This window comes from Candidatus Blastococcus massiliensis AP3 (assembly GCF_000582785.1).
GTDB classification, from domain to species: Bacteria; Actinomycetota; Actinomycetes; order Mycobacteriales; family Geodermatophilaceae; genus Blastococcus; species Blastococcus massiliensis.
This window is the reverse complement of record NZ_HG931174.1, coordinates 473,616-496,116: the sequence shown is the minus strand read 5'-3', so window position 1 is coordinate 496,116 and position 22,501 is coordinate 473,616. Positions and strand designations below refer to the sequence as shown.

22 protein-coding genes are annotated in these 22,501 nt (G+C 73.4%); 10 read left to right on the top strand and 12 right to left on the bottom strand.

Annotated features, from left to right (window positions below):
• Window positions 1-130: 130 nt before the first annotated feature.
• Window positions 131-430 (bottom strand): WhiB family transcriptional regulator, encoded by a 300-nt coding sequence (locus BN344_RS10765; protein ID WP_040338503.1) that lies wholly within the window; start codon window positions 428-430, stop codon window positions 131-133.
• A 353-nt stretch (window positions 431-783) separates the two neighbouring features.
• Between BN344_RS10765 and BN344_RS10760 the strand changes: the two genes are divergently transcribed.
• Window positions 784-1,509 carry a response regulator transcription factor gene (locus BN344_RS10760; RefSeq protein WP_155858841.1) on the top strand — a complete coding sequence of 242 codons (726 nt, stop codon included), beginning with the start codon at window positions 784-786 and terminating at the stop codon, window positions 1,507-1,509.
• 111 nt (window positions 1,510-1,620) lie between these two features.
• Here the strand turns inward: BN344_RS10760 and BN344_RS10755 are convergent, their stop codons facing one another.
• A complete protein-coding gene (locus BN344_RS10755) occupies window positions 1,621-2,019 on the bottom strand; it encodes a DUF5319 family protein (protein WP_040338502.1) in 399 nt (132 codons plus the stop codon).
• Between the two features lie 134 nt (window positions 2,020-2,153).
• On the opposite strand from BN344_RS10755, the gene guaB reads away from it, so the two are divergent.
• Genes guaB through guaA form a run of 3 tightly spaced genes read left to right on the top strand, consistent with a single transcriptional unit; the run spans window position 2,154 to window position 6,366 of the window.
• The gene (gene guaB / locus BN344_RS10750) at window positions 2,154-3,668 is read left to right on the top strand and encodes an IMP dehydrogenase (RefSeq protein WP_040339100.1); all 1,515 of its coding nucleotides are present in this window, start codon (window positions 2,154-2,156) and stop codon (window positions 3,666-3,668) included.
• Window positions 3,668-4,804: a GuaB3 family IMP dehydrogenase-related protein gene (locus BN344_RS10745; protein WP_040338501.1), complete on the top strand. Its 1,137-nt coding sequence runs from the start codon at window positions 3,668-3,670 to the stop codon at window positions 4,802-4,804. The genes guaB and BN344_RS10745 overlap by 1 nt, the downstream gene beginning before the upstream one ends.
• Window positions 4,804-6,366 carry a glutamine-hydrolyzing GMP synthase gene (gene guaA, locus BN344_RS10740; protein WP_040338500.1) on the top strand — a complete coding sequence of 521 codons (1,563 nt, stop codon included), beginning with the start codon at window positions 4,804-4,806 and terminating at the stop codon, window positions 6,364-6,366. The genes BN344_RS10745 and guaA overlap by 1 nt, the downstream gene beginning before the upstream one ends.
• A gap of 69 nt (window positions 6,367-6,435) precedes the next feature.
• Here the strand turns inward: guaA and BN344_RS19070 are convergent, their stop codons facing one another.
• The 3 genes from BN344_RS19070 to BN344_RS10725 form a co-directional block, all read right to left on the bottom strand.
• A complete protein-coding gene (locus BN344_RS19070) occupies window positions 6,436-7,923 on the bottom strand; it encodes an META domain-containing protein (RefSeq protein ID WP_208091986.1) in 1,488 nt (495 codons plus the stop codon).
• Between the two features lie 79 nt (window positions 7,924-8,002).
• Window positions 8,003-8,257, bottom strand: coding sequence for a hypothetical protein (locus BN344_RS10730; RefSeq protein ID WP_051515796.1), 255 nt, complete (start codon window positions 8,255-8,257; stop codon window positions 8,003-8,005).
• Window positions 8,250-9,182, bottom strand: coding sequence for a PspC domain-containing protein (locus tag BN344_RS10725; RefSeq protein WP_040338499.1), 933 nt, complete (start codon window positions 9,180-9,182; stop codon window positions 8,250-8,252). The genes BN344_RS10730 and BN344_RS10725 overlap by 8 nt, the downstream gene beginning before the upstream one ends.
• 123 nt (window positions 9,183-9,305) lie before the next feature.
• Here BN344_RS10725 and BN344_RS10720 point away from each other — a divergent pair, with 123 nt between their 5' ends.
• Together BN344_RS10720 and BN344_RS10715 are read left to right on the top strand one after the other, a co-directional pair.
• Window positions 9,306-10,502 carry an ATP-binding protein gene (locus BN344_RS10720; protein ID WP_040338498.1) on the top strand — a complete coding sequence of 399 codons (1,197 nt, stop codon included), beginning with the start codon at window positions 9,306-9,308 and terminating at the stop codon, window positions 10,500-10,502.
• A complete protein-coding gene (locus BN344_RS10715; RefSeq protein WP_040338497.1) occupies window positions 10,499-11,155 on the top strand; it encodes a response regulator in 657 nt (218 codons plus the stop codon). The genes BN344_RS10720 and BN344_RS10715 overlap by 4 nt, the downstream gene beginning before the upstream one ends.
• 124 nt (window positions 11,156-11,279) lie before the next feature.
• Here BN344_RS10715 and BN344_RS10710 read toward each other — a convergent pair whose 3' ends face one another.
• From BN344_RS10710 to BN344_RS10700, 3 genes are read right to left on the bottom strand one after another with little or no spacing between them, the layout of a single operon-like run.
• A complete protein-coding gene (locus BN344_RS10710; RefSeq protein ID WP_081788544.1) occupies window positions 11,280-12,020 on the bottom strand; it encodes a PIG-L deacetylase family protein in 741 nt (246 codons plus the stop codon).
• A complete protein-coding gene (locus BN344_RS10705) occupies window positions 12,017-12,928 on the bottom strand; it encodes an RNA polymerase sigma-70 factor (protein WP_040338496.1) in 912 nt (303 codons plus the stop codon). Before BN344_RS10705 ends, BN344_RS10710 begins: the two co-directional genes overlap by 4 nt.
• A complete protein-coding gene (locus tag BN344_RS10700; RefSeq protein ID WP_040338495.1) occupies window positions 12,925-13,476 on the bottom strand; it encodes a carboxymuconolactone decarboxylase family protein in 552 nt (183 codons plus the stop codon). Before BN344_RS10700 ends, BN344_RS10705 begins: the two co-directional genes overlap by 4 nt.
• 93 nt (window positions 13,477-13,569) lie before the next feature.
• On the opposite strand from BN344_RS10700, the gene BN344_RS10695 reads away from it, so the two are divergent.
• Window positions 13,570-13,863, top strand: a complete 294-nt coding sequence (locus tag BN344_RS10695) for a hypothetical protein (protein WP_040338494.1) — start codon at window positions 13,570-13,572, stop codon at window positions 13,861-13,863.
• A gap of 87 nt (window positions 13,864-13,950) precedes the next feature.
• Here BN344_RS10695 and BN344_RS10690 read toward each other — a convergent pair whose 3' ends face one another.
• Window positions 13,951-14,232, bottom strand: coding sequence for a chorismate mutase (locus tag BN344_RS10690; RefSeq protein ID WP_051515795.1), 282 nt, complete (start codon window positions 14,230-14,232; stop codon window positions 13,951-13,953).
• A gap of 271 nt (window positions 14,233-14,503) precedes the next feature.
• Here BN344_RS10690 and pcrA point away from each other — a divergent pair, with 271 nt between their 5' ends.
• The gene (gene pcrA / locus BN344_RS10685; protein WP_040339095.1) at window positions 14,504-16,801 is read left to right on the top strand and encodes a DNA helicase PcrA; all 2,298 of its coding nucleotides are present in this window, start codon (window positions 14,504-14,506) and stop codon (window positions 16,799-16,801) included.
• Between the two features lie 78 nt (window positions 16,802-16,879).
• Here pcrA and BN344_RS10680 read toward each other — a convergent pair whose 3' ends face one another.
• Window positions 16,880-17,716: a M23 family metallopeptidase gene (locus BN344_RS10680; protein WP_231486721.1), complete on the bottom strand. Its 837-nt coding sequence runs from the start codon at window positions 17,714-17,716 to the stop codon at window positions 16,880-16,882.
• A 226-nt stretch (window positions 17,717-17,942) separates the two neighbouring features.
• Complete coding sequence (locus tag BN344_RS10675; RefSeq protein WP_040338493.1) at window positions 17,943-18,839, bottom strand: alpha/beta fold hydrolase; 897 nt, start codon at window positions 18,837-18,839, stop codon at window positions 17,943-17,945.
• 251 nt (window positions 18,840-19,090) lie between these two features.
• Between BN344_RS10675 and BN344_RS10670 the strand changes: the two genes are divergently transcribed.
• Entirely contained in the window at window positions 19,091-20,032 is a 942-nt protein-coding gene (locus BN344_RS10670; protein ID WP_051515909.1) for a hypothetical protein, read from the top strand.
• Window positions 20,033-20,107: 75 nt separating this feature from the next.
• Window positions 20,108-20,500 carry a cobalamin-dependent protein gene (locus BN344_RS10665; RefSeq protein ID WP_040338492.1) on the top strand — a complete coding sequence of 131 codons (393 nt, stop codon included), beginning with the start codon at window positions 20,108-20,110 and terminating at the stop codon, window positions 20,498-20,500.
• A 7-nt stretch (window positions 20,501-20,507) separates the two neighbouring features.
• Here the strand turns inward: BN344_RS10665 and BN344_RS10660 are convergent, their stop codons facing one another.
• Window positions 20,508-22,358: a CocE/NonD family hydrolase gene (locus BN344_RS10660; protein ID WP_155858839.1), complete on the bottom strand. Its 1,851-nt coding sequence runs from the start codon at window positions 22,356-22,358 to the stop codon at window positions 20,508-20,510.
• Between the last annotated feature and the right edge of the window lie 143 nt (window positions 22,359-22,501).

The window sequence follows — 22,501 nt, the reverse complement described above, 5'->3', positions numbered from 1 at the left end:
CGCGTCCTCCCTCGCCGTCCGCGGTGGGGGAGGACGCCGCACGGTGAGGGAGGACCTCCCGTGAACGCATGACGAGGGCGGGTTCCGGATGATCCGGAACCCGCCCTCGTCGGCGTTCGTGGGGGTGTGGCTAGACCCCGGCGGCGATCGCGGCCGGCTCGGCGGCGATCAGCCGGGCGCGCTCCTCCTCGCTCATGCCGCCCCAGACCCCGTAGGGCTCGCGGACCGACAGCGCGTGCTTGAGGCAGGCGTCGACGACCGGGCACCGACCGCAGACGGCCTTGGCCGCAGCCTGCCGCCGCGCCCGCGCCGGTCCGCGTTCACCGTCCGGGTGGAAGAAGAGGGACGTGTTCTCGCCACGGCAGGAACCGTGGAGCTGCCAGTCCCAGACCTCGGCGACGGGCGTCGGGAGTCTGCGGATGTCGGCCATGTCTCCTCCAGGACTCGATCGAGCCGGAGGGGGGCTGTCCGGCTGCAAGGCCCACGTGCCCGAGGCCTCGCATGGTCAAACACGGCGTGATCGCAACTTTTGGCGCCGGCGGCCTCTCCGGCCCCTCTCACCCCCGGGGGTGAGGGCCGCTGTTGCCGGTCCCGCGCCTCGATCACAGTGAATCTGCGTCGTGCCGGAACCGGGAGGGGGAGAAACCCGGAAACCCCGGTGCGACCAGCGCGGAGGCGCGGGGCTCCCCCTCGGGGAGCCCCCGCCCGAGCGACAACCGGCCGGGCGAGCCCCGGCTGGTCCGGACCCGGCACTGACCCGTCGGGCGAAGCGAGGAGCAGGCCGTGATCGACGACAGGATGCGCGGAACCGGGAACCCCGGTGCAACCGTCTGGGTGTACGACGAGCGCCGTCGGGTGCGTGACGACGTCGCCTCGCGCCTGGTCGCGCTGCCCTTCGTCGGCCGCGTCGAGGTCGTGGGCGACCCCGCCTCGCTGCTGTCCCGCCTGGACACCCGCAAGCCCGACGTCCTCATCGTCGGGACGCAGCGCGCCGTCGACACCGGCCTGACCGCCGCGACTCAGGCGCTGCGCGCCCACCCCGGCCTGCCCGTGCTCGTGCTCGGTGCGCCCGACGACGCCGAGAGCGTCCGGGCCGCGGTCGCCTTCGGTGCGCGCGGTTACCTGCGCTGGGACGCCAGCGCCATCGAGATGGGCCTGGGGCTGTCCCGCGCCGGTCTCCGTCCCGAGGGAGCGCGTGTTCCCCAGCAGCAGATGAACGGCCAGCTGGTCGGCTCCTCGTCGTGGAGCGCCGCGCCCCTGGCCGGATCCGCGCCGACCACGGTGCGCTCGACCGTCCGCGACACCCCTGCGCCCGCCGCGCTGTCGATGCGGGAGATGCAGGTGCTCACCGGCATGAGTCAGGGCAAGAGCAACGCCCAGATCGGCCGCGAGCTCTACCTGTCCGAGGACACCATCAAGACGCATGCCCGCCGGCTGTTCCGCAAGCTCGGCGCCAAGGACCGCGCCGAGGCCGTCGCGATCGGCTTCCGCCGCGGCGTCATGTCCTGAAGCCCGATCGCGCCGAGTGGGGCCCGGAGGGTCCCGCGCAGACGTGAGGGACGCCCTCAGCGCAGCAGGGGTACGGCTCGTGGCCGCGGTGCGATCCGGAGGATCGCGATGTCAGAGAGCGTGGCGGCCGGTGGGCTCGTCGCTCTCGGCGGCCGCGGCGATCCCGTCGGCGTAGCCGCTGGCGTAGTCCCAGCTGACGTAGTCGTCCGGGTCGGGGTCGAACGGCGGCTCGTGCCGGCCGGTCTGCCCCTCCTCGAGGAGCTGCCGCAGGTTGGCCTGCATGAGCGGCCAGTCGACGTGGTGTTCCTCGTCGCAGTCGGGGCAGTCGACGACGATGCCCTTGATGCCGGTGGGCTCGAGCAGCGTGCGGAACACCTCGAGCTCGGCCAGGTCGTCGAGGACGCCCGCCCGCTCCTCCATGGTCAGGGGCGGGGGAGCGTGGTCGCCGGCGCCGAAGTCCGGGTCGGGCGCCCCGAAGTTGGGGCCGGAGCCGTCATCGAACGCAGACACGGGGTCCACGGTAACGGCCCGGCGGGCGGAGCACCGCCCCCTGTGCGCCGCCGCATACGATCGGGGCGGACTTCCTGCGCCCGTCGAGGTGTTGGACGGAGTCCGCAATCGATACAGGAGGGGTGGCGACCCACATGCAGCCCGATTTCGTCCCCGAGCTGCCGGCGAAGTTCGCCCCGCTCGGCCTGACCTACGACGACGTCCTGCTGGTGCCCGGTGCCTCCGACGTCGTCCCGGCCGAGGTGGACACCAGCAGCCGGGTCACCCGGCGCATCCGCCTGGCCGTCCCGCTGCTGTCCAGCGCGATGGACACCGTCACGGAGTCCCGGATGGCCATCGCCATGGCCCGTGTCGGCGGCATGGGCGTGCTGCACCGCAACCTCGCCGCCGAGGACCAGGCCAGCCAGGCCGATCTCGTGAAGCGCTCCGAGGCCGGCATGGTCACCAACCCCGTCACCTGCTCGCCCGACAACACCCTCGCCGAGGTCGACGCGCTGTCGGCCCGCTACCGCATCTCCGGCGCCCCGGTCGTGGACGCCGACGGCGTGCTGCTGGGCATCGTCACCAACCGGGACATGCGCTTCGAGACCGACATGAACCGGCTCGTGCGCGACGTCATGACGCCGATGCCGCTGATCACCGCCCCGGTCGGGGTGGACGCCGACACCGCCCTGCAGCTGCTGTCCAAGCACAAGGTCGAGAAGCTCCCGCTGGTCGACGACGCCGGCCGGCTGCGCGGGCTGATCACCGTCAAGGACTTCGTCAAGCGCGACCAGTGGCCGCTCTCCACCAAGGATGCGAACGGCCGGCTGGTCGTCGGCGCCGCCCTCGGTGTGGGCGAGGACGCCTACAAGCGCGCCGGCCTGCTCGTCGACGCCGGTGTCGACGTCCTCGTCGTCGACACCGCGCACGGACACCAGCGCGCCGTGCTCGAGATGGTCGCCCAGGTCAAGAAGGACTTCGGCGGTGAGGACGGCGTCGAGGTGATCGGCGGCAACATCGCCACCCGCGCCGGCGCCCAGGCGCTGATCGACGCCGGAGCCGACGCGGTCAAGGTCGGGGTGGGCCCGGGCTCCATCTGCACGACCCGCGTGGTCGCCGGCGTCGGCGTCCCGCAGGTCAGTGCCATCTACGAGGCGTGGCTGGCCGCCGGTCCGGCCGGCGTCCCGGTCATCGCCGACGGCGGACTGCAGTACTCCGGCGACATCGCCAAGGCGCTGGTCGCGGGCGCCGACACCGTGATGATCGGCGGGCTGTTCGCCGGTGTCGAGGAGGCCCCGGGCGAGCTGGTCTTCATGAACGGCAAGCAGTACAAGACCTACCGCGGCATGGGGTCGCTGGGCGCGATGCAGAAGCGCGGCAACCAGTCGTTCAGCCGCGACCGGTACTTCGCCGACGACGTGCTCTCCGACGACAAGCTCGTCCCCGAGGGCATCGAGGGCCAGGTGCCCTACCGCGGCGCGCTGGCCGGTGTGGCCCACCAGCTCGTCGGTGGCCTGCAGGCGTCGATGGGCTACGCGGGCGCGGCCACGATCGCCGACCTCAAGGAGCGCGGTCAGCTGACCCGCATCACGTCCGCCGGGCTGGTCGAGAGCCACCCGCACGACATCCAGATGACCGTCGAGGCACCGAACTACCGGGGACGTTGATGAGCGCACGCGACACCGTCGAGATCGGGCTCAACCGCTTCGCCCGCCGCGGCTACGACCTCGACGAGGTCTCGATCGTCCCGTCCCGGCGCACCCGCGACGTCGACGACGTCTCGACCGCCTGGCAGATCGACGCCTTCCGGTTCGACATTCCGCTGGTCACCAGCCCGTCGGACGCCGTCGTCAGCCCGCAGACAGCGGTCGCGGTGGGGGAGGCCGGCGGTCTGGGCGTCCTCAACGCCGAGGGGTTGTGGGCCCGCTACGAGGACCCGCTGCCGGTCTACCGGCAGCTCCGCGAGGCCGCGGGGTCCGCGGCCCCGCCGGTGTCGCTGCTCCAGCAGGTGTACGCGGAGTCGGTCAAGCCCGACCTGGTCGCCGCCCGCATCAAGGAGATGCACGACGCCGGTGTCACCACGGCCGTCCGGGTCTCGCCGCAGCACACCGTGCGGCTCGCGCCGACGGTCCTCTCGGCCGGCGTCGATCTCCTGGTCATCCAGGGCACGATCGTCTCCGCCGAGCACGTGACCTCCCAGGGTGACGCGCTCAACCTCAAGGAGTTCATCGCCGACCTCGACGTCCCGGTCATCGTGGGCGGCGCGGCGAACTACCAGACCGCGCTGCACCTGATGCGCACCGGCGCGGCCGGCGTGATCGTCGGCGTCGGCGCCGACACCTACTCGACCACCGACGACGTCATGGGCATCCGGGTGCCGCTGGCCAGCGCCATCGCCGACGCCGCGGCCGCGCGCCGCGACTACCTCGACGAGACCGGCGGCCGGTACGTGCACGTCATCGCCAACGGCCGGATCGAGACCAGCGGGGCCATCGCCCGCGCGCTGGCCTGCGGTGCCGACGCCGTGCAGCTCGGGGAGCCGCTGCGCATGGCGGCCGAGGCGCCCGGCGGTGGCATCTGGTGGGACTCCGTGGCCGCGCACCCCCGGCTGCCGCGCGGCGCCACCTCCGCTCCCGTCGAGCCCGCCGGCTCGCTCCAGCAGGTCCTGCTCGGGCCGGCGGAGTCCTCCGACGGGCGCACCAACCTGTTCGGCGCCCTGGCCAGGACGATGGCCAAGACCGGCTACCGCGACCTCAAGGAGTTCCAGCGCGTGGACCTCGTCATCGGGGGAGCCGGCGACTGATGGACTTCCCGACCGTCCTCGTCGTCGACTTCGGGGCCCAGTACGCGCAGCTGATCGCCCGGCGGATCCGGGAGGCGGGGGTCTACTCCGAGATCGTCTCCTGCGAGGTCCCGGCCGAGGAGATCGTGGCCCGCAAGCCCGCCGCGATCGTGCTCTCCGGCGGCCCGTCCAGCGTCTACGCGCCCGAGGCCCCCCAGGTCGACCCGACGCTGTTCGAGTCCGGCGTCCCGGCGTTCGGCATCTGCTACGGCTTCCAGGCGATGGCGGCGTCGCTCGGCGGCACGGTGGCCCGCACCGGCGACCGCGAGTACGGCGGCACCCCGCTGACCGTCACGACCGAGGGCCGGCTGTTCGGCGATCTCCCCGTCGAGCAGAACGTGTGGATGAGTCACGGGGACGCCGTCAGCGCGGCACCTCCCGGGTTCACCGTCACCGCCACCTCCTCCGGTGCGCCGGTGGCGGCCTTCGAGGACGTCGACCGGCGCCTGGCCGGTGTGCAGTTCCACCCCGAGGTGCGGCACACCGCGCACGGGCAGACCGTGCTCGAGCACTTCCTGTTCGACATCGCCGGCCTCGAGCCGACCTGGACGATGGCCAACGTCGTCGAGGAGCAGGTCGAGCGCATCCGGGCGCAGGTCGGTGAGGGCCGGGCGCTGTGCGCGCTGTCCGGGGGAGTGGACTCCGCCGTCGCCGCCGCGCTCGTGCAGCGTGCGATCGGCGATCGGCTCACCTGCGTCTACGTCGACCACGGGCTGATGCGCGAGGGCGAGACCGAGCAGATCGAGCGCGACTTCGTCGCCGTCACCGGGGTGGACCTGCGGGTGGTTGACGCCCGCGAGCAGTTCCTGGGCGCGCTGGCCGGGGTCTCCGACCCCGAGGAGAAGCGGAAGATCATCGGCCGCGAGTTCATCCGGGTCTTCGAGCAGGCCGCCCTCGACGTCGTCGGCGACGCCAAGGAGCACGGCGAGAAGGTCGACTTCCTGGTGCAGGGGACGCTCTACCCCGACGTCGTCGAGTCCGGCGGCGGCTCCGGGACGGCGAACATCAAGAGCCACCACAACGTCGGCGGGCTGCCGGAGGACCTCCAGTTCACGCTGGTCGAGCCGCTGCGGACGCTGTTCAAGGACGAGGTCCGCGAGGTCGGCATCCAGCTCGGCCTGCCCGAGGCGATGGTGTGGCGCCAGCCGTTCCCGGGCCCGGGTCTGGGCATCCGGATCGTCGGCGAGGTGACGCAGGAGCGGCTGGACATCCTGCGCAAGGCCGACGCGATCGTCCGCGCGGAGCTGACCGCGGCCAAGCTGGACCGCGAGATCTGGCAGTGCCCGGTCGTGCTCCTGGCCGACGTCCGGTCGGTCGGCGTGCAGGGCGACGGGCGCACCTACGGGCACCCGATCGTGCTGCGGCCGGTGTCCAGCGAGGACGCCATGACCGCGGACTGGACGCGGCTGCCCTACGACGTGCTGGCGAAGATCTCGACCCGGATCACCAACGAGGTGGAAGAGGTCAACCGGGTCACCCTCGACGTCACCAGCAAGCCGCCCGGCACCATCGAGTGGGAATGAGGGCCCTCCTGCCCCCCAACCCTCGCTGATGCTCGGGTCGGGCCCCTGCAGGAGGGCCGTTCCAGCAGGTCACCGGGCGCGATAGCTCAGGGTCGGGGTCTGGGCTCCGCGCGTGTCGACGCCGCCGACGGTGAGGACGTCGCCCTCGACGTGCACGCCGAAGGCCCCGCCCAGCACCTGGACCAGGGACTCGTCCTGGTCGGCCACCTCGGGCGGGCAGTCGAGCAGCTCGAACTGCCAGTCGGCGAGCTGGACGGCGTCCCCGGCCGTCCGCCAGGACGCCTCGAACTCGCGGCAGCCGGTGGACACGGTGGCCGTCCCGTCCGACCGCAGCTCCAGGACGGCGGGGGCGCCCGCGCCGGCCGTACCGGTGCTGCGCACCACCGCCTCCAGTTCCCACCGACGGTCGGTCAGCTCCGCGAGGGGGACCGGCGGCAGCCGGTCGAAGACGAGCGTCCCCGCGTCGCTGACGAGCACGAGGCGGTCGCCGTCGACCTGGGCCCGATGGCTCCGGTCGAGCAGGACCTCGAGGTAGCGGCCCTCGGCCTCCCCGACCGGCCCCTCGCAGCCCATCAGGGTGTGCGCCGTGTCCGCGAGGCGGAGCTCGTTCCCCTCGAGGGTGTAGGTGCCGCCGAACCCGTTGCAGAACGCCATGCCGGTCGCCAGCGACCCGGGGGAGAGGGTCAGCGTGCCCCGGGCGCCGTCCGGGACGGGCAGGGGACCGGTGGCCGAGGTGCCCTCGACCAGCGCCCAGCTGCCGAGGAGGTCGGCCGTCCCGGGCTGGGCCCGGTAGATCAGCCCCCGGGCGTCGGCGGTGAGGGTGAGCCGGTCCTCGTGGATCTCGACCTCCGGACCGGCGGCGAGGACGCCGGTCACGTGCTCGTCCTGGCGCTCGACGTCGGGTGGGCACGCGGCGTCGTCGGACAGCAGGTCGTCGACGGCCAGGGACCCCTCCTCGAGCAGCCAGCTCCCGGTGAGCGACCGGCATCCGGTGGATCCCTGGAGGCCGCCGTCTGCCCGCAGCATCAGCACAGCTGGTTCCCCGAGCGTCGTGCTCGCGACCTCGCCGTCGACCAGGGTGTCCAGCACCCAGCGGGTGTCCGCGAGCGGGCTGTCCGGAACCGGTGCGACGGGGGAGAAGCGGAGCTCGACCCGGTCGCCGGTGAGCACCAGGTCCTCACCGTCGAGAGCCGCTTCGCGCACCTCGCCCAGCGCCCGCAGGAATGCGCTCTCGGCGGCCATGACGTCCGGGTCGCAGCCCATCTCGGTGCCGCCGATCCCGTCGAAGGAGAGTGCGGCCGCGTCGGCGCGATAGGTGGCGAACCAGTGGTTGCAGAAGGAGATCCCGCGGGCCTCCCCGTCGGCCAGGTCGAGCGTCGCGGTGGCCCCGGGAGGTGCGACCAGGTCCTGGCCGTCGACCGTCCCGGCAACCAGCTGCCACTCGCCGTCCGTGGCCGGATCCACAGGCCCCGACCCGGCGGGAGCCGAGCCGCAGGCGGCGAGCGCCAGCATGCCGACGAGGAGGAGCACGAAGCGGTGCACACTCCCTCGACGCACGGCGCCCCGCTCGGGTTCCAGGCGCCGGCACGACGGAGGGCCCGGGAGCAGATCCTCCCGGGCCCTCCGTCGTCCGCTGCTAGCGACGCCGGCGCCGCCCCCTGCGCAGTTCGCTCACCAGGAGCGCCACACCGGCGATCACCACGGCGGCCCAGACCAGCACCCCGTCGAACAGCTCCCGGGGGAGATCGGCCGGGGACATCAGCAGGATCGCCAGGGCGATGAACAGCAGCCCGGGGATGAGCGCACCGAGGTCCGGGCGGCGGCGGGGCTGCGTGTCCCCGGTCTCCGCGGGACCGGTCTCCAGCGGCGTGGTCTCCCAGCTCTCAGCCACGGTTCACCTCCACGTTCCCGATGCCTGCATCGACGTCCAGGTAGATCTCGGCCTCGTCGTCGCCGACCCAGGAGCCGGAGCCGCTGCCGTCGAAGGTGCCCTCGGTGAGCCCCTTCCGGCCGAACAGCCGCACGTCGCCCAGGCCGGAGTCGACGCTCACCCGGACGTCGGCGTCGCGGGGGAGGATGATCTCGACGTCGCCGAGCCCCTGGCCGACCGACGTCCGGATCGGCTCGTCGAGGTCGCTGACGTCGATCTCGGACAGGTCGACGGTCATGTTGCCCACGCCGCCGTCGTAGTGGTCCCGGACCTCGGCGGGGCTGGTCGGCGCGAACGTGCGGTCGCCGATCCCGCCGTCCACCTCGTCCCACGGCACCGCTGCGGAGGCCATGAGCGCCAGCGACAGGACGGCGCCCAGCGCGATGAGGCCGCCGCGGGCGGTGCGGCCGCCGGTGAAGGCGGCGGCGACCAGGCCGGCGCCGACGACCAGCAGCGCGCCGCCGATGTAAGCGGTGGGGTGGATGTCCCAGTCGCTGAACCGGGCGATCAGCGCGAGCGAGCCGAGCACGATCAGCAGACCGGCGATCGTCACGCCGGGCACCGGGGAGCGGGGGCCGGCCGGCGGACGCGGTGCGGCCGGTGCGCCGGGTTCGCCGACCGGGGTGGCCGGCATGAGCAGCCACAGCAGCAGGTAGACCAGGACGCCGGTCCCGCCCGCGAGGGCCAGGGCCACGAAGCCCACCCGCCAGAGCAGCGCGTCCACGCCGCTGTACTCGGCGAGGCCGCCTCCGACGCCGCCGATCACCTTGTCGGAACGGCTGCGGCGCAGCTGCGGGCGCGGGGCGGGCCCCGGCGGGGGCGGGGGTGGCTGCCAGGCGGGCGGCTCGAGCGGCGGGGCCGGCGGCGGAGGAGTTGCCGATGTCATGGCAGCAACGATGCCGAGCGCCTGGGCCGCGGACCATCAGGGAACGCCCCCACCGGACCCTGGTTCCTCTTCCGGGGTGATCACCGGTACCGACACCGGATCGGACGGTGCGACGATCGCTCCGTGACCGCCACCGTGTCCGGGGCTCCGCCGCGCCCGCCGCTGGCGCGCCCCCGCTCCGGGCGCGCCATCGCCGGCGTCGCCGCGGGCACGGCGGCGCACCTGCGGCAGGACCCCCTGGTGGTCCGCGTGGGGTTCGCCGTCCTGGCGACGACGGGCATCGGCATCGTGGCGTACGCCCTGCTGTGGCTGACCATGCCGGTGGCCGCGCCCGGCGACGACGAGGCGCCCCCCATCCCCGGCTGGCGGCCCTCGGGGGCGCGGCAGTGGATCGCCACGGTCGTCCTCGGCCTGGTGTTGGCCAGCCTGCTCGGTCAGCTCACCCGGTGGACCAGCTCCGACGTCGTCCTGCCGCTGATCCTCGTGGGCGCCGGCCTCGCCGTGATCTGGCGGCAGCTGGACACCGACCGCACGCTCGCCGTCGCGGGCACCCGCTGGACCCTGGCAGGCGGTGTCGTGCTCGCCGGCTTCGGCCTCGTGTTCCTCCTGGTGACGACGGGGCAGTTCGCCAACGCCCGCAACGGCTTCGCGGCCACCCTGGTCGTGCTGACCGGCGTCGTCCTGGCCACGGCCCCGCTGTGGCGGCGCCTGGTCGACTCCCGCGACGAGGAGCGCGCCGCCCGGGCGCGGTCCGAGGAGCGGGCTGCCGTGGCCGCGCACCTGCACGACTCGGTGCTGCAGACGCTGGCCCTCATCCAGCGGCACGCGGGCGACCAGCAGGCGGTGAGCCGCCTCGCCCGCAGCCAGGAGCGGGAGCTGCGCGCCTGGCTCTACGACCCCGAGGTCGTGCGGGAGGGCGGCACCTGGGCCGGGCTGGTCGCCGGCATGGTGGCCGAGGTCGAGAGCGACCACGCGCTGATCGTCGATCCCGTGGTGGTCGGCGACGCCCCGGTCGACGACGCCCTCGCCGCCCTCGGCGCGGCCACCCGCGAGGCGCTGGTCAACGTGGCCAAGCACTCCGGGGTCACCGCTGCGGACCTGTACACGGAGGTGACGCCGCAGCGGGTGTCGGTCTTCGTGCGCGACCGGGGCAGGGGGTTCGACGTCGAGGCCGTGCCGCCCGACCGGCGGGGGCTGCGCGACTCGGTCACCGGCCGCATCATCCGACTGGGCGGGACGGCGGAGATCCGTTCGGCGCCGGGAGAGGGGACCGAGGTGGAGCTCGAACTGCCCAGGAGCAACCCAGGGAGCCGAACGTGACCCGCGTGTTCATCGTCGACGACCACGCGATGGTGCGCACCGGCGTGCGCGCCGAGCTCGGCGACGCCGTGGAGTTCGTGGGGGAGGCGGCGGACGCCGACAGCGCGATCAGCGGCATCCGCGCCACCCGCCCCGACGTCGTCCTGCTCGACGTCCACCTGCCCGGCGGGGGCGGGCGCGCGGTGCTCGAGGCGCTGCGCGCCGAGCTGCCCGAGGTGAAGTGGCTCGCGCTGTCGGTGTCCGACGCCGCGGAGGACGTCATCGCCGTCATCCGCGCCGGGGCGCGCGGCTACGTCACCAAGACGATCTCCGGGCCGGACCTGCTCGACGCCGTCCGCCGGGTGGCCGAGGGCGACGTCGTCTTCAGCCCGCGCCTGGCCGGCTTCGTGCTCGACGCCTTCTCCGCCGCCGGCCCGGCTCCGGCCGCGCCCGCCGAGGAGGAGGCCACCGACCCGGGGCTGGACCTGCTCAGCGCCCGCGAGCGCGAGGTCATGCAGCTGCTGGCCCGCGGCTACACGTACCGGGAGATCGGGTCGCGGCTGTTCATCTCGGTGAAGACGGTCGAGTCCCACGCCTCCAACGTGCTGCGCAAGCTGCAGCTGTCGAACCGCAACGAGCTCACCCGCTGGGCGGCGACCAACCGCCTGCTCTGACCGACGAGATCTGCACACTCGCCCCTTCTCAGCGTCTGAAGGGGGCGAGTGTGCAGATCTCGTCGGCGTCGGACGGTCCCTGTCGTCGGGGGAGTGACCGCGTGGCCGGCCGGAACTGATCGGCTCAGGCGGTGTGCACGACGTGGAAGGCCTCGGCGAACCGGCCCTCCGGCAGGCCGAACCGCTGCGCGGTCTGCCGCATCCAGCCGCCGACGAACTCCTGCAGCTGCCCCTGCGGCCAGTGGCCGACCTGACTGATGTGACTGCTCAGCGCCGCGAACTTCTGCTCCACCACCTCGGTGACGTCGACGGCGTGGTCGGCGCGCGGGCTGGCACCCAGCCAGACCTCCGACACCGTCCACGCCTCCAGGCCCTCGTCGGCGAGCAGCTCGGGGAAGGCGAACGGGTTGCGGGCGTCGGGGTAGACCGCCCGGAGCGTCGACTCGCCGACGGTCATGTGGTCGGGGTGGCTGGCGCCGATGCGCTCCCAGAACCGCTCCGGCGAGCTGGTGAGCACCCGCTGCGGCCGCACCTGCCGGATCACCCGGCTGATGTCACGGCGCAGGTCGAGCGTCAGCTCCAGCCGCCCGTCGGGGTAGCCGAGGAACCGGACGTCGGTGACCCCGACCTCCTTCGCGGCTGCGCGCTGCTCGGCCTGACGCAGTGGGCCCATCTGCTCGCGGGGCGTCTCGTCGAAGCCACCGGCGTCGCCGTCGGTGACGATGCAGTAGGTGACCTCGGTGCCGGCCGCCGTCCAGGTCGCCACCGTGCCCGCCGAGCCGAAGTCGACGTCGTCGGGATGGGCGAGGACGCACAGCACCCGGTCGACGTGCTCGGCCGGTTGCGTGGGCAGCGGGAAGGTCACCCGCGCGACTCTAGGGGGCGGAGGCCGGAGAGTTTGTCCGGATTCCGGACCATGAGCACCTGCTCGACGGCGCCTCCGGCGATGACGAGCGACAGCGCGAGGAACGGCTCGCCGCCCACCCAGACGGCGACGCCGGGGCTGCCGTTCACCTCCGCCACCTCGATCCGGACGTCGGGCAGGGCGAGGCCCTGGGCCGCGACACCCACGGCGAAGCGGGCCACCTTGTCCGCTCCGACGATGGGCCGCAGGGCGGCCCTCGCCTTGCCGCCGCCGTCGCTCACGAGCACCGCGCCGGGGGCCAGGCAGGCCAGCAGGGCGTCGAGGTCCCCACCGGCACAGGCGGCGACGAACCGCTCGGTCACCTCCTGCTGCGCGCGGCGGTCGGTGTCGAAGCGGGGGCGGCGGGCCTGCACGTGGTCCCGCGCCCGGTGCGCCGTCTGCCGGACTGCGGCTTCGGTGCGGCCCAGAGCGGCGGCCACCTCGGCCGTCGGGAGCCCGAAGACCTCCCGCAGCACGAAGACCGCCCGCTCGGCGGGCGAGAGGGTCTCCAGGACGACGAGCAGCGCCAGCGAGAGCTGCTCGCCCAGTTCGGCCACGTCGGTCGGCTCCGCGGGTGCCGGTCCGGCCGCGACGGTCTGCCGGCCGGTCAGCAGGGGCTCGGGCAGCCAGGGGCCGACGTAGCTCTCCCGCCGCGCCCGCGCCGAGTCGAGCCGGTCGAGCGCGAGCCGGGTGATCACCTGCACCAGGTAGGCGCGGGGGTCGGCGACGTCGCTCCGCTCGGCGGCCGACCACCGCAGCCACGCGTCCTGGACGGCGTCCTCGGCGTCCGCGACGCTGCCGAGCATCTGGTAGGCCACCGAGAACAGCAGCCTCCGGTGACGGCCGAAGACGTCGAGGACGTCGCTCATCGGGCCGGGATCTCGCAGCGGTCGCGGAACCCCTGACTGGTCAGGCCCAGGGCGCTGTTGGTGCGCGACCGGGAGTTCTCCACGGAGATCATCATGGTCAGCTCGACGAGCTCCGCGTCGTCCAGGTGCCGGCGGAGTCCGGCGACCATCTCGTCGGTCACCTGCGGCGGAGTCGCGGTCATCGCCTCGGCGTAGGCCATGACGTCCCGCTCGAGGTCGGTGAACAGGTCGCTGTCCCGCCAGCGGGGGACGTCGCGCAGCTTGGCGGCGTCGATGCCGCGCGTGGTGCTCTCCCAGAAGCCGAAGTCCAGACACCACGAGCAGCCGATGGTGGCGGCGGAGGCCATGACGGCCAGCGACGTCAGGGTGTCGTCCAACCGGTTCCAGCGGGCCACGGACAGCTCGTGCCGGACGTAGGTGCGCAGGACCCGGGGGTTGTGCGCGATGGCCATCCCCGGGTCGAGGACGGCGCCGTAGGTGCGGCGCGAGTACCACTCCGTCAGCCGGATGAACAGCGAGCGGGGCGGGTCGAGCGGGATGCGGGCCATGGTCGGAACCTCTCGGTCGGCGGGATGCTGACCATGAGGACGACGCAGCACCCGCCGGTGTGACATCACCCGGCGGCCCGGCAGACTCCGGGCGTGCCGACCTTCACCATCTACGCCGTGCTGCGGGCCACCACGCCGGTGGACGACACCACCGTCGACGCGGTCGCCGCGGGGCTGCGCCCCGGCGACGGTGAGCTGCGGGTCTGGCGCGAGCCGGACCGCGCCGCGCTGCGCGCCTCCACCGAGTGCGACGCCGCGGACCTGGAGGCGGCGCTCCAGCAGGCGCACGCGCTCGGGGACGAGCTGGGCGAGCGCTGCCCGGGCGACGTCCTGGAGACGGCGGCGCTGAGCGACGACGACTCGCTGGTCTGGCGCGCCTGGCTCTGAGTGAAGGCCTCGAGTCGTGTCTCTGACGGCCTCGGTGCAGGGACCCGCCGCGAGCGTGCGAGTGGTCGGGGGCAGCGAGGTCCTTCTTCAGAGTCGGCCGCGCCCCTGCCGCAGCAGGAACATCCCGAGCGCCGCACCGTCCGGGCCGAGCGCCTCCTGGAACCGGGCGATGACCTGCTGCTCGCGCGCCAGGCTGAGGCGGGTACCGCCGGAGGCCTTACGCAGCGCGCCGATCTCCTGGGAGACGGCAAGCCGGCGCTGCACGAGCTCGATGATCGCGGCGTCGCAGGCGTCGATCTCCTGGCGCAGCTCGCCGATCCGGTCGGTGTGGGAACCGGTCACGGCGGCGGATGGGGTGAGGGTGCTCATGGGTCGTCCTCCGGGTGCGGGTGGCCGTCGGGCCCCGGGAACGAGAAACGCCCCGGGCTCCTCGGGCCCGGGGCGTCTGTTGCGGCGTGTGCTCAGCCAGCGGTGACGGACACCGGATCCCGGTGACCGTAGAAAAAGCGAACCGTGGCGAGCACGGCGGGGAGTCTGCCACAGGCCATGGCCAGGACGCCAGGTCCGCTCCTGGGACAGGTGGGTCAGGCGTGGACGACGGCGGGGGAGTGTCGCCCGTCCGGCTTACAGTGATGTGGTCATGAGCAGCGTCCAGGAAGCCCTGCCGGGAACAGCCGCCCTCCAGCGATCGGCCAAGGGCCAGGTGGGGCGCGAGCTCGACCGGATGCTGGCCGGCCTGAACGGCCCGCAGCGTCAGGCCGTCGTCCACGAGGGCGGGCCGCTGCTCATCGTCGCCGGGGCGGGCTCGGGCAAGACCCGGGTGCTGGCGCACCGCATCGCCTACCTGCTGGGCGCCCGGAACACCCAGCCCGGCGAGATCCTCGCGATCACCTTCACCAACAAGGCCGCCGGCGAGATGAAGGAGCGCGTCGCCGCCCTCGTCGGCCCGCGCGCGCGTGCGATGTGGGTGTCGACCTTCCACTCGATGTGCGTGCGCATCCTGCGCGCCGAGGCCGCCAAGCTGAACCTGAAGTCGTCGTTCACGATCTACGACCAGGGCGACTCGGTGCGGCTGATGACCATGGTCGCCCGCGACCTCGACCTCGACGCCAAGCGCTACCCCGGCCGGAGCCTGGCCGCCCAGGTCTCGAACCTGAAGAACGAGCTGATCGACGAGGAGAGCTACGTCCCGGGGACGGCGCCGGAGAAGGTGCTGGCCGAGGCCTACACGCTCTACCAGCAGCGGCTGCGCCAGGCGCACGCCATGGACTTCGACGACCTGATCATGAACACCGTCCACCTGCTGCAGGCGTTCCCCGACGTCGCCGAGCACTACCGGCGCCGGTTCCGGCACGTGCTGGTGGACGAGTACCAGGACACCAACCACGCCCAGTACATGCTGGTGCGCGAGCTGGTCGGCACCGGCGAGGGGCCGGTGCCGATGGCCGAGCTGTGCGTCGTCGGCGACGCCGACCAGTCGATCTACGCCTTCCGTGGCGCGACGATCCGCAACATCGACGAGTTCGAGCGCGACTACCCGCAGGCCACGACGATCCTGCTGGAGCAGAACTACCGCTCGACCCAGCGCATCCTCAAGGCCGCGAACACGGTCATCGCCAAGAACACCGGCCGCCGTCCCAAGAACCTGTGGACCGACTCCGGCGACGGCGAGCTGATCGAGGGCTACGTCGCCGACAACGAGCACGACGAGGCCGCCTGGGTCGCCGAGCAGATCGACGCGCTGGTCGACGAGGGCGTGGCCCAGCCGAAGGACATTGCGGTCTTCTACCGGACCAACAACGCCTCCCGTGTCTTCGAAGAGGTCTTCATCCGGGTCGGCATGCCCTACAAGGTCGTCGGCGGCGTCCGGTTCTACGAGCGCAAGGAGGTCCGCGACGCCCTGGCCTATCTGAAGGTCGTCGCGAACCCGACCGACATCGTCAGCCTGCGCCGGGTCATCAACACCCCCAAGCGCGGCATCGGCGAGCGGGCCGAGGCGTGCATCGAGAACTTCGCCGACCGCGAGCGGATCCCGTTCGCCGGAGCCCTGCGCCGCTGCGCCGAGGTGGGCGAGCTCGCCACCCGCTCGTTGAAGGCGATCCAGGAGTTCGTCGCGCTGCTGGAGGAGTTCGAGCAGCTGGTCGAGACCGGCTCCGGGCCGGCCGCGCTGCTCGAGAGCATCCTCGACCGCACCGGCTACCTGACCGAGCTGCAGGCCAGCACCGATCCGCAGGACGAGGGCCGGGTCGACAACCTCAACGAGCTCATCTCGGTGGCTGCCGAGTTCGAGGCGGCCAACCCGAACGGCACGGTCACCGACTTCCTCGAGCAGGTCTCCCTGGTCGCCGACGCCGACCAGATCCCCGTCACGGGCGACGACGCCGGCGTGGTCACGATGATGACCCTGCACACCGCCAAGGGCCTGGAGTTCCCGGTCGTCTTCCTCACCGGCCTCGAGGACGGCGTGTTCCCGCACCTGCGGGCACTCGGCGACCCGCGGGAGCTGGAGGAGGAGCGCCGGCTGGCCTACGTGGGCATCACCCGCGCGCAGCAGCGGCTGTTCATCTCCCGGGCCCAGGTGCGCACCAGCTGGGGCCAGCCCTCCTACAACCCGCCGTCCCGGTTCCTCGACGAGATCCCGGCCGAGACCATCCACTGGGAGCGGCTCGACCCGACCCCGGCCCCGTCGACCGGCTACAAGTCGGCGCAGTCCCGGGTGGCGGCCACAGGCCTGTCCACGGGCGGGCTGCGCGGCGGTGTCGGCAACCGGGCCGTCATCTCGGTCGACGTCGGCGACCGCGTGAGCCACGACGCCTTCGGGCTGGGCACGGTGGTCGAGGTGAACGGCGTGGGCGACAAGGCGCAGGCGACCGTGGACTTCGGCTCCGGCGGCACCAAGCGCCTCGTCCTCCGCTACGCCCCGCTGGTCAAGCTCTGAGGAGCATTCCTCCGGACCGTTGAACCCCTGAGGCCCAGAACCGGACAGGTTCTGGGCCTCAGGGGTTCAACGCTGGGTTCAGATGCTGACGCCGCGGTCGGCCAGCCAGACCTTGGGGTCGGTGGGCCGGCCGTCCATGCCGCCACGGTGGATCTCGTAGTGCAGGTGCGGGCCGGTGGACTGGCCCTCGTTGCCGACCTTGGCGATCTGATCGCCCGCGTGCACGATGTCGCCGGCCGCGACGCTGTAGTAGCGCATGTGCCCGTAGATGTGCACGTTGCCGTCGGCGTCCTGGATGTAGACGGCGTTGCCGTAGCCGGAGGCCCGCCCGGCCTTGATGACGACGCCGTCCGAGGCCGCGTAGATCGGCGTGCCCAGGGGAGCCGCCAGGTCGAGGCCGTAGTGCATCGTGCCCCAGCGCTTGCAGAAGCAGGTGGTCAGCCGGCCGCTCACCGGGAGGACGGTCTTCGGCTGGCGGGCGGCACGCGAGGCGGCGAGCTCGCCCAGGCGGGCCTGCGCCTCGGCCTCGGTGATGCCGCGACGCACACCGGCGTCGTCCAGGCCACCGCTGAAGCTGTGCTCGGCGCCGCCCAGGCCCAGCTCGGACGCGGTGACGGAGACCGGGTCGGGGCCGCCGACGACGGCGGGAGCGCCGGCCACCAGGGCCCCGGCGACCAGGGCGGCGAACCACAGCGGTGCGCGGCGGCCAGGAGGGTGCGGCACCCGAGCGAGCCGCGACAGCCCGGGGAGGCGGCGGCCGGCAGCGGGCTCGGCCTGCTCGACGGGCTCGGGGCGCACGACGTCGTCGCCGAGGACGGCCTCCGAGCGCGGGGCGGGGATCGGCAGTCGCGCGCGGCCGGTGTCGTTCCCGCTCGCCGGCCGCTCGAGGAGCGGGGGCGCACTGGTGGGGAACACGGCGCACCTTCCCGGGCGAGTGCTTCCCCGTGGTCCGTGGCGGCCCGTCGGGGGAGCGAGGGCGGCGGGGGCGGTCGCGGAGCGGTCGCCCGCCGGTGATTACCGGCGCCGTGACCGAACCGTAACGGGGCGTGAGGGCGTCACCAAGCACCGCGTGGCACGTGTCGCGGCCCCTTCCAGGGGCCCGCCCCGAGCTTGCGAGGGATGGGGAGGAAGGGGTGCTTCTTCAGGCGACGGCGTGCACCGGCGAGCGTTCCGCGACGCTGCGACCGGCCCCGGCCAGGGTCAGGGCGACCTCGTCCAGCACGCCCCGGTGGATGGGCAGTGACATGTGCCCGACGCCCCGGAAGAGCAGGTTCCGCGCCGCGAGGTCGGGGTGGTCGCACCGGCCTGCCGACGTCGGCAGCACCATCTGGTCCAGGTCGCTGTAGACGGCGGTGATCTGCGTGTCGCACCGGTCGACGGGCTCGGCCAGCTCCTGGAGGACCGGCGACCCGGGCCGGAGCTGCCGCACCAGCGGCGTCGGCAGGGCGTGGGCCAGCAGCGACCCGCCGTGCGGAGTGCCGAGCGTGACCAGCGAGTCGACCCGCCGGTCCCCGCCCTGGCGCTGGACGTAGTAGCGGGAGATGAGGCCACCCAGGCTGTGCCCGACCACGTGCACGCGGTCGTGCCCGGTCTGCGCGCAGATGCGCTCGATGTGGTCGCCGAGGTCCTGGGCCGCACGCCCGACGTCGCGCAGCAGCGGGCTGTAGTTCCAGGAGCACACCGACGCAAAGCCCCGCCGGCGCAGGCTGCGGCGCATCACGGCGAAGATCGAGCGGTTGTCCACGAGGCCGTGGACGAGCAGGACGGGAGTGCGCGCGGCCAGCGGATCGGCGGCGAAGAGCGCCCGGACGGCGGGGGACTGCGCCCCGGGCCGATGCCTGAGATCGGGGCGCCACTGCTCGGTCCGGGTGCCCAGGGGATACATGAGGACGTGTGCGCCCACCCAGGCCAGTTCGGTGAGTCCACCGGCCAGCGCGGCGGGGCTGCACAGGGCCCGCAGCGCCCCTCGTGGCGCACCCTCCGGAGCCGCCGTGGTGTGCGACGCTGGTTCGGAGCCCCGGATGTTCGTCGGCTGCATGGCCTGCTCCCCGTGTGTGCCGCCGGCGGTGCCTGGGCTCGACCGCGCCGGTGTCGTTGCACTGGTTGTGTCCGTTCACCCGACGGTAATGCCCGGGTGTGGCGGGCGTCACATGAACGCCCCCCGGGAACGGCCGATCGAGGCCGGTTCGTGACCGAACTGAAGGGAGGACCGTGCCCCGCGAGGTCCGTACCGCGACGGCCCGGCGCAGCGGCCGGCCGGCGACCGCACGGCGGGAGAACCGTCCAGACGTGCGCCGGTCCGGCACCCTCGCCGGAGAAGGCCTCGTCGTCGGCACCGTGCCGCCAGGCGTCCGGGTGGTCGGCATCCTCCTCGTTCTCGCCGCGCTGGCGGGTGCGGCCTCGGCCTTTCCCACCTACCTGGAGGTGGGCGGTCGCACGCTGGTCCAGGCCGGCAGCATCGGCGAGGCGCTGGTCGTGCTGCTCGTGCCCGTGGTTACGGCCGCGATGGGTGTCTCGCTCGCGCGCCAGGTGCTCCCGAAGCTCGGTCTGGCGTACGCCGCCGTCGCCGGAGCCCTCGCCCTCGGGCAGCTGCTCATCGAGGTCTACCGGGGGAGGAGCTCGGTCGACCGCCCCGGGGTGGAGGTGTTCGCCGGCGAGCGGGTGCTCACCAGTGGCATCGAGATCGGGCCCGGCTGGGTGCTCGGCGTCGTCGCGCTCGCCTTGACGGTGCTCGCCGGAGGTGTCGCCGTCGCCGTCTGGGGGCGCACCGTGATGGACGACGGCGGCGCGCTCGACGCCGTCCGCGGCCCGCTCGGCGGCGCCTCCCTCCTGCTGGGGGCGGGCACGGTGCTCTGCCTGACGCTCCCGGCCGCCGACGTCCCGGACGACCTGGTCACCGACCCGATCAGTGGCCTCGAGGTCGTCGTGACCCGGGAGGGGCCGCAGGCGCTGCTGGAGCGTCCCGGACTGGCGCTCCTCGGTGGACTGCTGCTCGCCGGGGCGCTGGTGCTCTGCTCGGTGGTCGCCCCGTCGCTGCGCCCCCGTCTGGCCGCCGTGGGCGCTCTCCTCGCCATCGCCGTCACGGTGCTGTCCCTCGGGCTCTCGGGGCTCCGGGACGCCGTCGTCTCCGACGACCTGGACTGGACGCTGCCCGGCGCCGGGCTGCTCGTCGCCGGTCTGGGCTTCGTGGCGCTCACCGCCCTGACCTGGCGCCTCCGCCGCCGCACCTAGAAGGCCCCGCTGCAGGGACCCACCGCGAGCTCGCGAGTGGTGGGGGCAGCGGGGTCCCTTTACTACGGTGGGCTCGTGGAGGAGCGCATCCGGGTCGTCGTCGCCGGACCGGGCCCCGGCGGGCCGGAGCCGAGTGCCGAGGTGGTGGCCCGCGTCCTGCGCGACGCCGGCATGGAGGTCGTCTACACCGGGCTGGACCAGACCCCGGAGCAGCTCGCCGCCACCGTGGTCCAGGAGGACGCCGACGCCCTCGGTGTCGCGGTCGCCGACGCGGCGCACCTGACGTGGCTCACCCGCCTGGTCGAGGTGCTGGCCGAGCGCGGGGTCGAGGACGTCGCCGTCTTCGCCGGCGGCGCGGTCCCCGAGGAGGACCGGCCCGGGCTCGAGCGCGTGGGGCGGGTCTTCCCTCCCGGTACCGCTCCGACCGAGATCGCCGACTGGCTCCGCGGGCGGCTGACCTCGGCCTGAGGGGTCGTCAGGCGACCGGGACGGTGAGCTGCTGCGTGCGGCCCGGGCCGGTCGCCAGGCTCACCGGCTGGGGCAGCGTGGAGCCTCGGTAGGCGAGGTCGCCACCGGCCAGGACCACGGCGAGCCGGTGCCCCGCCTCGAAGCGGTGCACGATGCCCGGCAGCTCGATGGTGACCGGCTGGGTCACGTCGGCGACGCGGGCCGGTGAGATCAGCCGGTGCGGCAGCTCGACGGCACCGTCGGGACCGATGTCGTAGACCTTCGCGTAGACCACGAGCTGCCCGCCCGGGCCGGTGCCCTGGGTCGCCGCGACGGACGGCGCGTCCAGCTGCACCGTCAGCCGGGGGGAGCCGACGACGTCCAACGGCTGCGCCAGCGGCGGCGTCGCGAACCGGATCGCCGTCCCCGGCGGGTCGGTGACCGGGCCCGACTGGTCGAGGAACGCCGTCTCGGTGTAGTTCGGGCCGACGGGCGCGACGCTGCTGTAGGAGCTGACGCCCGGGGCGACGGCGTTCGGATCGGACACGAGCGTGCCCTCGCTCAGCCCGCCGCCCGAGAGGTGCAGCGTCTGCTCCTGGCCCACCGGGTAGGACGGCGCCGAGGCGTACGCCGCGGAGACGTCGCCGGTCTCCTCCATCACCCAGTCGCGGTAGTACTCGAAGACGGGCTCCGGGGCCGTGCCCTTGCCGCGGACGTAGTGGTCGAACCAGGCCAGCACCTGCCGGCCCTGGTAGGAGTCGGCGGGGTGGCGCGGGTCGTACTCGCCCGGCTGGGGACCCAGGCCGCTGTGGCCCCAGGAGTGCCAGACCAGCGAGACCGGCGTGCCCTGCGCCTTCAGCGCGGTGTAGGTGGCCACCGACTCCTGCAGGTTGAAGAGGGTGTCGGCCTGCCCCTGGGCGATCAGGGTCGGCACGCGGACGTGCTCGGTGTAGCTGCCCACCGAGTTGGACCGCAGGAACTCCACGGACTCCTGGCTCGCGTAGCCGACGGCTGCCACCTCCAGGAGCGCCTGGCACACCGGTGCGTCGAAGTTCAGGCAGTTCTCGCGGGCCGCGTTCTGCACCTGGGCGGGGTCGGAGAAGGCCGGCAGGTCCTGCAGCCCGCTGGCGAGGCCCAGGGCGGTGAACAACAGCGACCACTGGTACTTGAAGACCCCGGTGGTGGCCGAGGCGATCGAGCCGCTCTGCGCCGTGCCGCCGGGCAGGCCGCTGTTGTCCGGGTTCAGGGAGTAGGAGAGGTCGTTCCACGTGATCATGGGGACGATCGCGTCCAGCCGGTTCGTCCCGGCAGCGTGCTCGACGGCCGCGGCGGCGAACTGGATCTGCCCGCCGTAGGACCCGCCGACCATGCCGACCTGCGGGTCGTAGGTCTTCTTGCCGCGCCGGTCCTCGCGGATCACCTGGTCGACCACGACCCGCTCGCCGGTGGCGTCGTCCACGGCCTCGATGGCCGGGTCCCCGCCCAGGAAGCGCAGCAGCTGGCTGGCCGCCTCCCCGTCGTGCTCGCGGTCGTCGAGGGTGATCGGGCACGGGTCGCCGTCGACGAAGCCCAGCCCGGTGTAGGAGAGCGTGACGTAGCCGTGCTCGCCGAAGCCGTGCGCCAGGTCGGCCTGGTCACCCTTCTCCCCGCCGAAGCCGTTCGTGGCCAGGAGGGCCGGCGCGGGGTTCTTCCGGTTCACGCCGGCGGGCACGTAGAGATCGGCGTCGATCTGGCAGGTCCGCGCTTCCGGGCCGATCCCCGTCACCGTGATGGTCAGGTCGCGCACGGCGATCCCCGTGGCCACCGCGGACGGGGCCGACGCGACGATCCCCCCTGCGGTCAGCAGGGTCGTGACCAGGACGGTCATGGCTCGGCGCACGTGTGGGCTCCTCGACGTCGGGACGCGGTGGCCGGCGCCGGTGCGGCCACCCGGACGGGGCCGGACCTGCCGCGATGGGGTGACGCACCGTGTGATGCGTCCCACGCCTGCCTGCTTCGTACAACGCCCGAGGGGGCAACTCG